The sequence below is a fragment of the Flavobacterium sp. FlaQc-48 genome, from assembly GCF_044007335.1.
Lineage (GTDB): Bacteria > Bacteroidota > Bacteroidia > Flavobacteriales > Flavobacteriaceae > Flavobacterium.
Map to the genome: position 1 here is coordinate 164,542 of NZ_JBIPCR010000002.1, position 14,379 is coordinate 178,920.

Annotated in this window: 11 protein-coding genes; 10 read left to right on the forward strand and 1 reads right to left on the reverse strand. The window is 39.5% G+C overall.

All coding sequences use genetic code 11. The features are described from left to right. Positions 1-8: 8 nt before the first annotated feature. The 7 genes from ACHRWY_RS03930 to trxB all read left to right on the forward strand — a co-directional run bounded on the left by ACHRWY_RS03930 (position 9) and on the right by trxB (position 11,136). Entirely contained in the window at positions 9-1,499 is a 1,491-nt protein-coding gene (locus ACHRWY_RS03930) for a RagB/SusD family nutrient uptake outer membrane protein (RefSeq protein WP_395352719.1), read from the forward strand. Positions 1,500-1,856: 357 nt separating this feature from the next. Continuing rightward, positions 1,857-3,938: a cytochrome c biogenesis protein CcdA gene (locus tag ACHRWY_RS03935; RefSeq protein WP_395352721.1), complete on the forward strand. Its 2,082-nt coding sequence runs from the start codon at positions 1,857-1,859 to the stop codon at positions 3,936-3,938. A gap of 51 nt (positions 3,939-3,989) precedes the next feature. After that, positions 3,990-5,117 (forward strand): redoxin domain-containing protein, encoded by a 1,128-nt coding sequence (locus ACHRWY_RS03940; RefSeq protein WP_395352723.1) that lies wholly within the window; start codon positions 3,990-3,992, stop codon positions 5,115-5,117. A gap of 42 nt (positions 5,118-5,159) precedes the next feature. Continuing rightward, positions 5,160-7,952 carry a M16 family metallopeptidase gene (locus ACHRWY_RS03945; protein ID WP_395352725.1) on the forward strand — a complete coding sequence of 931 codons (2,793 nt, stop codon included), beginning with the start codon at positions 5,160-5,162 and terminating at the stop codon, positions 7,950-7,952. Positions 7,953-8,139: 187 nt separating this feature from the next. Then, the gene (locus ACHRWY_RS03950) at positions 8,140-8,565 is read left to right on the forward strand and encodes a hypothetical protein (RefSeq protein ID WP_395352727.1); all 426 of its coding nucleotides are present in this window, start codon (positions 8,140-8,142) and stop codon (positions 8,563-8,565) included. A 59-nt stretch (positions 8,566-8,624) separates the two neighbouring features. Continuing rightward, complete coding sequence (locus ACHRWY_RS03955; RefSeq protein ID WP_395352729.1) at positions 8,625-10,154, forward strand: aminotransferase class V-fold PLP-dependent enzyme; 1,530 nt, start codon at positions 8,625-8,627, stop codon at positions 10,152-10,154. A 37-nt stretch (positions 10,155-10,191) separates the two neighbouring features. Continuing rightward, positions 10,192-11,136 (forward strand): thioredoxin-disulfide reductase, encoded by a 945-nt coding sequence (trxB, locus tag ACHRWY_RS03960; protein ID WP_395353204.1) that lies wholly within the window; start codon positions 10,192-10,194, stop codon positions 11,134-11,136. Positions 11,137-11,223: 87 nt separating this feature from the next. Here the strand turns inward: trxB and ACHRWY_RS03965 are convergent, their stop codons facing one another. Continuing rightward, positions 11,224-12,246: a hypothetical protein gene (locus ACHRWY_RS03965; protein ID WP_395352730.1), complete on the reverse strand. Its 1,023-nt coding sequence runs from the start codon at positions 12,244-12,246 to the stop codon at positions 11,224-11,226. Between the two features lie 259 nt (positions 12,247-12,505). Between ACHRWY_RS03965 and ACHRWY_RS03970 the strand changes: the two genes are divergently transcribed. The 3 genes from ACHRWY_RS03970 to ACHRWY_RS03980 are packed head-to-tail and all read left to right on the forward strand — an operon-like array spanning position 12,506 to position 14,289. Next, positions 12,506-13,012 carry a hypothetical protein gene (locus ACHRWY_RS03970; protein WP_395352732.1) on the forward strand — a complete coding sequence of 169 codons (507 nt, stop codon included), beginning with the start codon at positions 12,506-12,508 and terminating at the stop codon, positions 13,010-13,012. Continuing rightward, on the forward strand, positions 13,013-13,567 hold the full coding sequence (locus ACHRWY_RS03975; RefSeq protein ID WP_395353205.1) for a sensor histidine kinase: 555 nt from the start codon (positions 13,013-13,015) through the stop codon (positions 13,565-13,567). After that, positions 13,564-14,289 (forward strand): LytR/AlgR family response regulator transcription factor, encoded by a 726-nt coding sequence (locus tag ACHRWY_RS03980; RefSeq protein WP_395352734.1) that lies wholly within the window; start codon positions 13,564-13,566, stop codon positions 14,287-14,289. Before ACHRWY_RS03975 ends, ACHRWY_RS03980 begins: the two co-directional genes overlap by 4 nt. Positions 14,290-14,379: the final 90 nt, after the last annotated feature.

Sequence of the window (14,379 nt, forward strand, 5' to 3'; positions counted from 1 at the left end):
AAAAAATTATGAAAATTTATATTAGAACCAAAATATTATTATTCTCATTATTTATTACAGTAATGACATCTTGTGACCTAGCGCCTAATCTGGATGATTACGAACCTCTTTATTCACTGCCGGCTGAAGGGGCAATTTATAATGAATCTTCAGCGGAGCTTGCCTTAACGGGTACCTATAGTGTATTGCAGAAAAATGTTTATTATTCTGTTTTGCCAAGCATGCTAAGCGGTATGGATGAAGGTTCTTTTTTTATTGCCAGTGGTAATGCCGATCCTGAGCATATGGGTTATGCCAAAAACAATCCGGTGACGGACGGTACACAATTACTGGATGTTTATTCTACGCAGTATAATTTAATCAACCGTGCCAATTGGGTTATTGAAAAAGTAGGAGCTTTAAAAGACACTGATTTTGCGATCCCGGCAAGGCGAAATGAAATTATTGCAGAGGCCAAAACACTCCGTGCATTAGGGCATTTTAATTTATTGCGCACTTTTGGGTATTTCTACGATATGAACTCTGAGTACGGAATTGTAATTAGATTACAACCGGCAAAGAGCAAAGAAGTGCTCCCTAGAAGTTCGGTTAAAGAATCCTATGCTGCTATTATGGATGATCTTGACAGCGCTATTGCCAGCGCTGCGGACGCCAAGCCTAAGTATTATGTTAGTAAGACCTTTGCAAAAGCGCTCAAAGCCAAAGTACTGCTTTATGAGGGGGATTACACTCAGGCTGCGGCCTTAGCGTATGATGTGATTCATAATTCTGGTGCTAATTATAAATTATTACCAACCTACGCCGGGTTGTTTGATCACCAGTCAGCTGAAGTTTTTGATAATGTAAGTTCTCTTTTTAATGTGTACTCGGATAACGATGAATTAATCGGACTGGGTTTTTACTGGAATGGTTATTTCCTGAATTTTTCTGACACATTCGCAAAACAGGCCACAGAGGATACCTTTAATATCAATGGGCAGAAAATCAATTACGATGCTACAAGGGTGCCCTTTATTTTAACCGGAGCACCTTTGATTGCAGGGTTGGGTAATGGGAATATGAAATTCAGACAAATGTCCGGAGGCCGTGAAACCTTATATATTTTAAGAATTGAAGAAATGTATCTAATTTACGCCGAGGCGGATGCCAGAAGTAAAAAAGCCGTGTCAAGTGAAGCTTTAAAAGCTGTAAATGACATTAGGGTTCGAGCCGGTGCTACCGCTACAGGTGGAGATGGTTTTGAAGTTTATCCATCAACAGTAACCTATGCTCAGTTTCTGGAATTGGTAAGGATGGAAAAAAGAATTGAGCTGGCCACAGAGAATGGTGAAGACTGGTTTGATTTAGTACGCTATGATTATGCCGATGGGTTCGGGACCGGTTTTCAGGTTTCAGATGTAAAAGCAACAGCGACTAATCCCAACAAATTCATCATGCCTTTTCCGTATTCTTCCATTCAGCAAGGCGGCGGTGTAATCAAACAGAACCCTGGTTACTAGATAAAAACTAAACGTGAAATTATTTTGGCAGTAATGCTCTCCAATTGAATTTGGACAGGGTATGATTTGGCCAAAAATGAAAAAATAAAATTCATTTTAACCCTATTTTAAATTACAAAATCCTTTCTGGTTTGACCAAATAGTAAAGACAGCTTCTTTTTGAAAAACTAACTAAACAAGAAGCTGATCCTTTACCTGGATCAATAGTGTTTACGCTTTTTCTCTTGAGGATAAAGAATAGTATTCATACGCTAAATGTTATCCGGGGCTTTTCTTAAACTTACTAAATATCAAATTATAAAAACATAAGTATGGTTTTTATACACTAAAACTATGCTTAAAATTAGTATTCAAAAAATGAAAAAAATAGTATTCATATTGGCTTTGCTGACCATGAATCTTGCTCAAAGCCAGATCTTTGAGCCGGTGAAATGGAAAACTTCAGTGGAAAAGTTATCGGACAACAGCCTTGAGCTCATAGCCACCGCTACAATTGAAAAAGGCTGGCATTTGTATTCCCAGATTGTACCTGAAGATGGCCCTGTGGCCACATCATTTAAATATTCCAAAAAAGGTATTAAAATCACAGGCACTACCAAAGAAGGAAAAGGCCACGTTATAGATGATCCCATTTTTGGAATTAGAATTAAATTTTTTGAAGATAAAGCCATTTTCAAACAAAAGGTGGTCCTCACTGAGCAGCTAAAGGAAATATCCGGCTCGGTTGAGTTTATGGTATGTGACAATACACGCTGCCTGCCTCCGAGTGAAGTAGATTTGATCTTTACTGTTCCCGTGGGGATGAAAATCACTCCCATTAAAGAAGTAATTCCTGTTAAGAATGCGGATAAGGGTACAGATCAAGGAGCAGATACCATTTTAAATGCAGATTCAGCTCTAAGTAAATCACAAAAAACAGTTATAAACGATACGGTAAAAACAGCCGAGGTTAAAGTTGCCAGTAAAAATTCAATTAAAGCAAACGATACTGAGCCCGAGAAAGGATTTTGGAGTATCTTTTTTATTGCCTTTTTATCAGGATTTGCAGCGCTTCTTACACCTTGTGTATTTCCAATGATTCCAATGACTGTCAGCTTTTTTACCAAGCAGAGCAAAACAAAAGCACAAGGGATCAGAAATGCCGTTATTTATGGAATTTCTATTATTGTTATCTATGTATTACTGGGAACGGCCGTAACGGGAATTTTTGGCGCAGATGCCTTAAATGCACTGGCAACCAATGTATGGTTCAATATCATCTTCTTTTTCCTGTTGATCATTTTTGCTGTATCTTTCTTAGGTGCTTTCGAAATCATGTTGCCTAACTCATGGGCTAATAAAGTAGATTCGCAGGCGGACAAAGGAGGGCTTATCGGGATCTTTTTTATGGCTTTGGCCCTGGCAATTGTATCTTTTTCATGTACAGGCCCAATAGTAGGAACCCTGCTGGTACAGGCTGCCTCAAAAGGAGGATTGGCTCCAATTATCGGGATGTTTGGTTTTTCTCTGGCTATAGCTTTGCCATTTGCCTTGTTTGCCGCTTTTCCGGGCTGGCTGAATTCACTACCCAAATCAGGGGGCTGGCTCAATACAGTAAAAGTGGTTTTAGGTTTTTTAGAACTCGCCTTGGCATTTAAATTCTTATCACAGGCAGATTTGGTTCTGCAGACACATTTATTGGAAAGGGAAGTGTTTTTAGCGATATGGATTGCTGTTTTCGGCTCTCTGGCATTTTATTTATTTGGTAAAATCACTTTGCCACATGATTCTCCTTTAAATCATATTTCAGTGGGAAGATTAGGGTTTGGACTTGTAGTGTTGTCGTTTACGATTTATATGATTCCCGGGCTTTGGGGAGCACCGCTTAACTTAATTAGCGCCTTTCCGCCACCTCAGGACTACAGCGAATCACCCTATGGTGTCGGATCTTCACAATCAAGTGGAGAAAATAGTACAGGAAGCAGCCATGCAGATATCCCGGAAGGTGCTCACTTGCTTGCCCCACATGATATTCTGGCATTTAATGATTATGATAAAGGGATTGCTTACGCAAAGAAAGTAGGGAAGCCTGTTATGCTGGATTTTACCGGATGGGCCTGCGTAAACTGCAGAAAGATGGAACAGAATGTATGGCCTGATCCCAAAGTACTTGCGGTATTGAAAAATGATGTTGTACTTATTTCTCTGTATGTTGATGATAAAAGAGAACTTGACCCGGGAGATGTTGTGGAATCTAAATTGCATCCGGGGAAAAAACTCAAATACATTGGGCAAAAATGGAGTGAGCTGCAGACCTTAAAATACAAAGCAAACTCTCAGCCTTTTTATGTGCTTATGGATCATAAAGAGGAAAACCTTGTGGATCCTGTTGCCTATACACCGGACAAGGAAGAGTATTACAAGTGGCTGCAATCGGGGATTTCAAAATTTAAAAAATAGAAATATTGATTCAATATTAAAATATCAAAACAATATTTAAAACAATAACATATGAAAAAGAATTTTTTAAAAAACAGCCTGTTTTTAATGGGATTTGCTGCAGCATTTACTGCCTGTTCGGAAAAAAAGGACGGATATAAAATTACCGGAGAAATCAAAGGGCTCAAATCAGCAATGATCTATCTTGAAACGGTCGAGGATACTGCGAAGGTCATTGATTCTGCGAAGGTTGTAGACGGACATTTTTCTTTTACAGGAACTATGGATGAGCCAATGATGCGCAGCATTAAATTTAAAGGTATGCAATACGGTACTTTTTTTCTCTTAGCCAATGAACAGGTTACTTTCAAGGCTAAAAAAGATTCTATTATGAAAGGTACTTTGAGCGGAGCAAAACAGGATTCCATCTATAAATTGTATTACAACAATGAATATAAGGAAATCCAGAAAATAGCAGCTCCAATTTTTAAGGCTTCTGATTCTTTGTCCAAAGGTGGAAAGGTTCAGCTTACTGCTGATCAAAAAGCAATGATAGATAAAAGACTGGCAGATTTAAAAACCTATGCAGACGCAATAACAGACAAATACATCATACGCTATAAAGATAAAGTGGCGGCAGCACTGATTATATCTGATATTGTTGCCTCTGGAATGCCTGAAAAATTAGAAAAATACTATGGGGTTTTGTCTCCGCAGATTCAAAAATCTTTTTATGGAAAAAAAATAAAAGAAACAATTGTTATAGCCGCTAAAACAGCAGTTGGCGTTAGCGCTCCCGAGTTTGCTCAAAGTGATGTAAATGGTAAGATGGTAAAATTATCAGATTACAGGGGAAGGTATGTTCTGATAGATTTTTGGGCAAGCTGGTGCGGACCGTGCCGTGCGGAAAATCCTAATGTAGTTTCGACTTATAAAGCCTATCATAAGAAAGGGTTTGATGTTTTGGGTATTTCGCTCGATGATAAAAAAGACCCTTGGGAGAAAGCGATCCAAAAAGACGGACTTCTCTGGAGTCAGGTTTCAGATTTGAAAGGCTGGAAAAATGAAGTTGCCCTTTTATACGGTGTTCAGTCAGTTCCTACCAATGTGCTGATCGGGCCCGATGGTAAAATCATAGCAAAAAATCTCAGGGGAGAAGAACTTCAATCCAAAATCAAAGAAATTTTCAGTAAATCATAGCTTCTTTTACTACTTAAGTTAGCAACAATACAATCAAAAAAAATGAAAAAGTATATTTTTGCGGGTTACTGCTCATTGGCGTTCTGCACCCTCTTGTCGGCACAAAAAAAGACGGATAATTTTATAAAGATCAAAGAACTGGGAGGTATAGAGGAATATCTTTATAAGCCAAACGGTATGAATATACTGCTTTTGCAGGACAATGCATCACCAGTGGCAACGGTCCAGATCGTATATCGCGTTGGATCTAAAAATGAAGTTATCGGAAACACCGGATCCACGCATCTTCTGGAGCATTTAATGTTTAAAGGATCTCCAAAATTTAATAAAAATAATGGAAACAGCGTTACAGATGTCCTGCAGAATACAGGCGCTGAAATGAATGCTACTACTTATTACGACCGTACCAACTATTATGAAACACTGCCAAGTGATAAAATAGGGTTGGCACTGGAGATTGAAGCGGACAGAATGCGCAATTGTTCCCTTTTAAAAGAGGACAAAGAGGCTGAAATGACCGTGGTGCGTAACGAATTTGAGCAAGGGGAGAATGATCCAAATGCTTTGTTATATAAAGAAATATGGGCAACTGCCTATATGGCACACCCTTACCACCATACTACAATTGGCTGGAAATCAGATATAGAAAAAGCCCCAATTGAAGTACTGCGCAATTTTTATAATACCTATTACTGGCCCGATAATGCTACTTTAACCATTATTGGCGATTTTAAAAAGGAAAATGTTTTTGCACTGATCGAAACTTATTTTGGAAAAATTACAAAAGCGCCCAATGTAATGCCGGAACCTTATACAGAAGAACCGCAGCAATACGGTCCGCGTAAGATCACAATTAAAAAACCAGGGGAAATGGGTGTTGTATTTAAAGCCTATAAAATCCCGGGAGCTTTGCACCAGGATCTGCCTGCTTTAACTATCCTGTCCCAAATCATGGGATCCGGGGCCTCAGCTGTTCTTAATAAAACTTTTGTGGATACCCAGATGGGAATTTATGCCTATGCAAATGCCAGTAATTTGAAAGAAGTCGGGCTTTTTACAGTTGGTGTTGGATTTTCAACCTCATCAAAACCTGAGGATATCGACGCTAAAATAAGCGAAGTTATTGCTAAAATTCAAAAAGACGGTGTCACGCAAGAGGAAGTAGACCGTGTGGTGGCTCAAATCAGCGCACAGACTATTTTAAGCCGTGACGGATCCGGGGTTATCGCATCGGGACTGACCGAGGCCATTGCAGCAGGAGACTGGACCGATTTTTTTACCGGTGTTGAAAAACTTAAAAAGGTAACACCTGGGGATGTGCTGCGTGTCGCTCAAAAATATTTAGTAGAAGACCAAAGTACAACAGGATATTTCATTCCAAAGCAGTCCGGTGCACAGGAGCAGACGCAACCTGGGGCCAATAACTTTATGCCAGAAAACGGGCCTTATTATTTCAGGGATCCAAAATATAACCACATAGAAAAATCAGCCCAAATTACAACTGTTTCAAATACTGCAATTGTAAAAACACCTGATATGCCCGCCGATATTTCCACGGATAAAAGTGCATCGGTTTATAAAAGAGAGAAAGTCGCCGGAATTGATGTGGTTTCGGTAAAAACATCGGCTAAGGATTTTGTAACTGTTGCAGGAAGTATTTCGCTTGGAAACTTTACAAATGAGAACAAAAATTCAATGATTTCTTCTTTAACAGCATCCATGCTTTCTAAAGGGACTACGCGTAATGATAAATTTAAGTTTTCTGAAAAACTTCAAAAATTAGGCGTAACGATTAATGTGAGTGCCACTACAGCTAAGATAAATATTGGTTTTAAATGCCTGAAAAAAGATTTAGACCAGGTTATTGTCCTGTTGGCTGAGGAATTGCGTTACCCTTTATTTGACGCCAAGGAACTGGAAAATCTCAAACAGCAGTTTATCGGAGGGATTCAGCAGAGTTTAAACGATCCGGCTGAAAAAGGAAACATTGCCCTGACGCAGGCTATTTACCCAAAGGGAAATCCAAATTACAGCTTAACTTTAGAAGAGGAACTGGCCAATGTAAAAAGTGTATCTCTGGAAGATATAAAAGCGTTTCATGCCAAATATTTTGGTCCTTCATCCATGCATTTAGTTATTGTCGGGGACACCGATGGGGCAAATTTAAATTCATCTTTAAAAAAATCATTTGCTAACTGGAAAGGCGGTGTTACGGAGAGTCTGAAGTTTGGAGAGGTCACAAAAGGGGCTTCTCAAACAACAGTTATTACCATTGCCGAAAAACCAAGCGCTGAATTATTCATGGGGCAGTATACCGGACTTAAGAGAGCCGATGCGGATTATATTCCGTTTTTCATAGCCAATTATACCCTGGGAGGTGGTTTTGCAGGCCGTTTAATGCAGACTGTTCGTGATAATGACGGGCTAACCTATGGAATTAATTCACTGATAGGGGGAAATATAACCACAGGAGGGTATTGGTACATCAACGCTTCTTTTAATCCTTCTTTATTTCAAAAAGGCCTGGATGCTACTATAGTTCAGGTTAGCAAATGGGTCAAAGAAGGTATTACGGCCAAGGAGCTTGAAAACAAGAAAACCAATCTAATTGGAAGTTTTAAAGTAGGGATGGCCACAACAGAGGGGATTTCCAGAACAATTTTGAATTTTGTGGAAAGAGGCCTGGAGCCTGATTATATCGAGCAATATCCCAAAGACATCGATAAGGTGACCTTGGAGCAAGTCAATGCTGCCATTAAAAAATACATCCAATTAGACAAAATGATTACCATCAAGTCAGGATCTCTGGATCAGAATGGTAATCCTTTACAATAATTTTAATAGTAGTCTTTCATAATTTCATTTTAGAATCTGAATTAGTAAGCCATTTTCTATGGAAGACAAAACAAGAGCTGTTTTGCCGACAGCTCTTTTAAAAAATATTACTGATGTCTTTTGGCCCTAGTAACAATCTATAGTCTGTTAAAAATTAATAAGGGATAGAATCTAAATTTATATAAATATGAAAAAAGTAGCATTGCTATTGGGTCTTGTATGCTCTTTGACAGCCTGCCAAACTGATGCTGATAAGAATTATGCAATATTGTCGGGAACCCTGAACCATCAGAGTTCAGATTCTCTGATGATTATCTCACAGAGTAAAATTATAAAAACCATTACCGTTGCCGATGACGGAACTTTCTCTGATAGTGTTAAAGTAAAAACCGGCAATTATAATCTTTCCGACGGATCGCAGCATGCACTCATTTATCTTAAAAATGGATATGATTTGAAAATTGGTGCCGATGCGGCAAATTTTAACCAGAGTATTTGTTTTGGCGGAACTGGAGCCAGGATCAATACTTATGAGAGAATGAAGGAGTTCCTGGCAGAAAAGATATTTGATTATGTGTCAGGAACCTTAATGTTTGTTTATAATCTGTTCTAAATAAGATGTTACATGGGCAGGTCTTCTGAAAAAGAAAGCACCAAAAATAGTAAAATAGTATGAAAATTATTTCAAGTTTAAAAAAAGTCATAAAAAAGGATCATAAAACCGAGGAGGAATCCTCGAGATTAGAATCTTATTTTTCTGTTTTCCGAGAAAATACTATTGGAATTAACATGACCTTTGATTCTCCTTATGGGAAAAAACAAATTGTTTATGCCGACTGGACAGCCAGTGGAAGATTGTATGGTCCCATCGAAACCAAAATGCGTTATGAACTTGGTCCCTTTGTGGCCAATACGCATACGGAAACTTCCATAACCGGTTCGGTTATGACCCATGCCTATCACGATGCACGCGAGATGATTAAAAAGCATGTTAATGCCGATGCTAATGATGTTTTGATTGTCGAGGGATCCGGTATGACCGGAGTGATCAATAAATTTCAGCGTATTTTAGGGTTAAAGGTCAGTGAGAATTTAAGGCCTTATACCCAAATTCCGGACGCACTGCGCCCGATTGTCTTTATAACGCACATGGAGCATCATTCTAACCAGACCTCGTGGCTGGAGACCATTGCGGAGGTTAAAATAATCCCGTGCGACAAGCAGGGCCTGGTTTGTTATAAAAGTTTTGAAAAATTGTTAATTCAACACAAGGACACCCCCATAAAAATAGCATCAGTAACGGCTTGTTCCAACGTTACTGGTATTCAGACTGATTATCATCGTATAGCCAGAATGATTCATGGATATGGGGGACTTTGTTTTGTTGATTTTGCCTGCTCAGCCCCTTATGTGCAAATCGATATGCACCCGGGGGATCATGATGCCTATCTGGACGCCATATTTTTTTCTCCTCATAAATTTTTAGGTGGCCCGGGGTCATCAGGGGTATTAATTTTTAATAAAAAACTATACAAAAATATTGTTCCGGATCATCCTGGAGGAGGCACTGTATCCTATACCAATCCGTGGGGGAACCATGATTATATTGATGATGTGGAAGTTCGCGAAGACGGAGGTACTCCCGGTTTTCTGCAGACCATCAGAATTGCCATGGCGGTAAAATTGAAAGAGAAGATGGGCGTTGCCAATATCTTGGAACGGGAGCATGAACTGATGGCTATTGTTTTTGATAAACTCTCCAATGTGGATAATATCGTTATCCTCGCTGGCCAGCATACTGACAGACTTGGTATTTTGTCATTTTACATTACCGATGTGCATTTTAATCTAATTGTAAAATTATTAAATGACCGGTATGGTATCCAGACCAGGGGCGGGTGCTCGTGCGCGGGTACCTATGGGCATTTTTTATTAAATGTGGATCAGCAGAGATCCACAGCAATTAAAAACAAGATACAGGAAGGCTCTATGATAGACAGGCCGGGATGGATCCGCATGTCGATTCATCCCACACTCACAGATGCTGAAATCAATTTTATATGTGACTCGATTATAGAGGTTTCCCAAAACTGCCATCAATGGTCCAATGACTATTATTATGAACCATCTGCAAATGAATATATTCATAAAGGGCGCCAAAGCATGACAGCTGAGATTACGAAAGACTTTTTTAGCCTCTAAAACACGCACAGCAATAAAGCAATTATCAAAAAATATGATGGCAAATACAACAGAAAAAATTAAATGCTTAATTATAGGCTCTGGCCCTGCAGGTTATACCGCGGCCATATACGCAGCCAGGGCAAATATGAATCCGGTATTGTACCAAGGGATGCAGCCTGGGGGACAACTCACAACCACAAACGAAGTGGAGAATTTTCCCGGTTATGTCGATGGAGTTACAGGACCTGAAATGATGATACAATTACAGGAACAGGCAAAACGCTTTGGTTCCGATATCCGGGACGGGTGGGCTACGAAAGTTGACTTTTCAGGCAGTATCCATAAAGTTTGGATTAACGATAGCATCGAATTGCACTGTGAAACGGTTATTATCTCTACAGGAGCTTCGGCTAAATATTTGGGACTGCCCTCAGAGCAGCATTACCTGCAGATGGGAGGTGGAGTTTCAGCCTGCGCAGTTTGTGACGGTTTTTTCTACCGCAATCAGGAAGTCGTGATTGTGGGAGCTGGAGATTCTGCCTGCGAAGAGGCGCATTACTTATCCAAACTGTGTAAAAAAGTAACCATGCTTGTGAGAAGTGAAAAATTCAGGGCTTCAAAAATCATGGAAGAACGCGTTCGCAAAACCGAAAATATAGAGATTTTAATGAACCACGATACTGTTGAAGTATTAGGAGATCAGAATGTGGTACATGCCATAAAAGCATTAAATAAAACCACTGCTGAAGTTGTTGAAATTCCTGCAACAGGATTTTTCGTTGCCATTGGCCACAAACCAAATACAGATATATTTGCAGCTTACTTAAATCTAGATCAAACCGGTTATATCATCAACACTCCGGGAACCTCTAAAACGAATGTTGACGGTGTTTTTGTAGCCGGTGATGCCGCAGATCATGTATACCGTCAGGCTATTACCGCTGCAGGCACTGGCTGTATGGCAGCCCTTGATGCAGAGCGCTATCTTGCGGGATTATAAAAAGAATAAAAAACATTAAAGGCAGCCTCTTGGCTGCCTTTAATGTTTGAATTAAAATTAATTTTCAAGTTTTTTATCCTGCAGCTCTTATTTATTATTGTTTTTAAGGAATGTAAAAGGATTAAATGAGATGCCCAGATTAAAATAAAAGGCAGGGTCGGGTTTTGTTTCAAATACGGGATCATTAAAGGAATCTTCTTTTTTGAACAATCTTCCCTGAGGGGTGAATTTCATTCCTGTTTTTCCTGTTATTACAAAATTACCGATTGCATGCTCGTAAACCAGGCCCGAGTTAATATCTACCTGCCTGTACTCATATCTTTGACGGGTACCATCTAAATTATATAGATACATGGACGACATATCAAGCTCCGATCCGAGGGACAGCCTTGCAGTATTAAAGACATATTTGCGCAGGTATACGCTTTTGGGAAGGGTGACATCTGCAATAAGACCGTTGTTGAACTTGTGCTCATAGGTAAAAACGGGAATAATTGGCAGTCCGCTACTGGGGTCGATAGAAAGTGCAAGCCCTACAGCCATTTTTGTTTTCTGATTGGCTTTCAGTAAGATTACCCCGGTTAGCAGACCTTTAATTCTTTCCAGATGCTGGTCACTTCCGTCCACTATTAAGCTCGAACCATAGATGGCTCTTTTGTTGAAAAGGGTAGAAAAATAGGTGAAATTTACCGATGAGAACAGGTGGTGGAAATTTTCATTAAGTGCAGCAGGGCTTCCGGAAAAAGGATTGGTCATGCCGGCATCTGCCTGAGTGTAGCGATATCCCGCGGTGGCTCCCAGGAGCCAGGTCTTTCTTTTAATAAAATTATAGTTGGCGCTGATTTTAAACTGATTAAAGCTGTTGGTTCTACCCTGGGGAAAGGAATTGTTGGGTGTCTTGGAACTAAAACTGTAAGGAGAAACACTTGAATATTCCATATTCAGGGGCCGCACTATGGCAAACTTATCGGCTGCGTAGGCTACCGCGCGCCTTGGTGTACCGGTACTGTCTTTTTTGATTTTTGGAACCGTATCATTGTTTTGGGAAAAACCCTTTGCAGTACAAAATAACAAGACGATGAATAAGACTGTTTTTTTAATTATTTCCATATTTTATTTATAAAGTTTTGATTAATGTCCGTAGAGCATGCGTCAAACATATTGAAATTGAATTTTGGGTTATTGACAAGACAAATGAACAGATAATCGAAAAAGCAATTTTGGTTATTATACCAACTGACTTATATTTTATACTAAATTCCCTTTTTCGAAGCTTTTGGTATGAAACAGCACCCCATTGGTATAATTTTTAAATTTTATAACAGACTTAACCCTAACTTTGTTAGTGATTAATCAAGTGAAAGCGGTTATGCAATACGATTCATTAGAAGTGCAGGATACGAAGGTTATCAGGTTTATAACAGAAGACAAATACAGGTTGCTGCGCCATGTTACACTCCTTGTGGGGCTCTTTGGTGTCCTTCTGTATTCAAAAGACATTATAGAATACCATGGTGCTGTCAGATACCTGAAGTTTTTCTTTATCTATATCCCCGTCGTAGCGATATTGTATACCAATATGTATATCCTGGTGCCGCTGCTTTTTTTTAAAGGCCGGTATCTGGTTTATCTTATAGTTCTTTTTGTACTGACATTCATCACCCTGATGCTTATGACAATGGCCACGGTAAGATTTTTCCCGGGATCCATGAGCGATGAAAGCCCTAAGCTTTTAAGAGGCGTTATAATTATGGCCTCGGTTATACTGGTCACCACGATGATTAAGCTTTTCCAGAGGTGGATGCGTGACAGCCAGAAGATCATTGAACTCAACAGTATCAGGATGCAAATGGAACTCAACGAGCTTAAAAACTAGATTAATCCTCATTTCCTTTTCAATATGCTCAATAGCATAAAATCACTGGTCAGAACAGATTCGGAAAAGGCCACTCAGGTAATCATGAAATTATCCGAGCTTCTGCGCTACCAGCTCTATGAGAGCAACGATCAAAAAGCACTGCTTAAATCAGAAATCAACTTTTTGTCTAATTTTCTGGACCTGGAAACACTTAGAAGAGATAATTTTTCCACTGACATAAAACTCAATGCCCATGGCCGCAGCATCAACAGCATTTTTCTGCCGCCCAATTTATTTACCACCTTTGTTGAGAATGCCGTCAAACACAGCGTTGATACAATTTCCGGGGCTTCCTTTGTGCGTGTAGAGATTGAAGTAAATGCAGACAGGCTTTATTTTGTCTGTGTTAATTCCAAAGACCCTAATTACAGGCCTTCCAAAATGTTTAAGAGCAACGGGCTTGGTCTTGCCAATATCACAAGACGCCTTGAGCTTTTATACGGACATAGCCATCTTCTGGAAATCGAATCTGCAGTGAACAAATATGAAGTAAAACTAACAATCCCGTTATGAATTGTATTATCGTAGACGACGAGCCCCTGGCAAGACAGGAAATGCAGGCCCTTATTAAAGATGTGTCGGACCTTGAAATCGCAGGACAATTCTCCAATGCTGCTATTGCAATGGATTTTCTAAAGGAAAATAAGGTTGACCTTGTATTTCTGGATATTGAAATGCCTATGACCACCGGCCTGGAATTTGCCGCACATATTCCCGGGCAGACACTGGTGATTTTCACCACGGCCTACCCGCAGTATGCCCTGAAGAGTTATGAGCTTGATGCTATTGATTATATTTTGAAGCCCGTTGAAAAAAAACGACTGGAAAAAGCCATAGCCAAGGCAAAGTTATACCAAAAGCTTTTATCCGATGATACCCAAAAGGCAACACTTGAGGGGCATACAGCTGATTTCTTGATCGTAAAGGCTGAGCGAAGGTTTTTCAGGATTTTCTTTGCTGATATCCGTTTTATAGAAGGCCTCAAAGACTATGTGGTGATCCATATGGAAAACCAGAAAGTGATCACCGCCATGAACCTGAAGACCATTCATAATAAGATTCCCCAGCAGCAATTCTTAAGGGTGAGCAAATCTTATGTGGTGAACTTAAAACTGATCAATTCATTTGATCATCATAATATTTACCTGGCAGATCAGGAAATTCCTTTAGGTGAAGTCTATAAAAAAGACTTCTTCAGGATTTATCTGGGAGGTGCCATTAATTTGGATTCTTAAATTAGTAACGGTTAAATTAGTGTAAAATCGTATTCCTAATGTTGTTCGATGGATATAAACCAGTAATACCAGCATCCGTTTAGGGAAACT

What these genes read in the sequence shown, in the direction of transcription:
- ACHRWY_RS03970 (WP_395352732.1), top strand. Translation starts at nt 12,506, where the DNA reads ATGCAATACGATTCATTAGAAGTGCAGGATACGAAGGTTATCAGGTTT.
- ACHRWY_RS03980 (WP_395352734.1), top strand. Translation starts at nt 13,564, where the DNA reads ATGAATTGTATTATCGTAGACGACGAGCCCCTGGCAAGACAGGAAATG.
- ACHRWY_RS03930 (WP_395352719.1), top strand. Translation starts at nt 9, where the DNA reads ATGAAAATTTATATTAGAACCAAAATATTATTATTCTCATTATTTATT.
- ACHRWY_RS03940 (WP_395352723.1), top strand. Translation starts at nt 3,990, where the DNA reads ATGAAAAAGAATTTTTTAAAAAACAGCCTGTTTTTAATGGGATTTGCT.
- trxB (WP_395353204.1), top strand. Translation starts at nt 10,192, where the DNA reads ATGGCAAATACAACAGAAAAAATTAAATGCTTAATTATAGGCTCTGGC.
- ACHRWY_RS03945 (WP_395352725.1), top strand. Translation starts at nt 5,160, where the DNA reads ATGAAAAAGTATATTTTTGCGGGTTACTGCTCATTGGCGTTCTGCACC.
- ACHRWY_RS03950 (WP_395352727.1), top strand. Translation starts at nt 8,140, where the DNA reads ATGAAAAAAGTAGCATTGCTATTGGGTCTTGTATGCTCTTTGACAGCC.
- ACHRWY_RS03955 (WP_395352729.1), top strand. Translation starts at nt 8,625, where the DNA reads ATGAAAATTATTTCAAGTTTAAAAAAAGTCATAAAAAAGGATCATAAA.
- ACHRWY_RS03965 (WP_395352730.1), bottom strand. Translation starts at nt 12,246, where the DNA reads ATGGAAATAATTAAAAAAACAGTCTTATTCATCGTCTTGTTATTTTGT.
- ACHRWY_RS03935 (WP_395352721.1), top strand. Translation starts at nt 1,857, where the DNA reads ATGAAAAAAATAGTATTCATATTGGCTTTGCTGACCATGAATCTTGCT.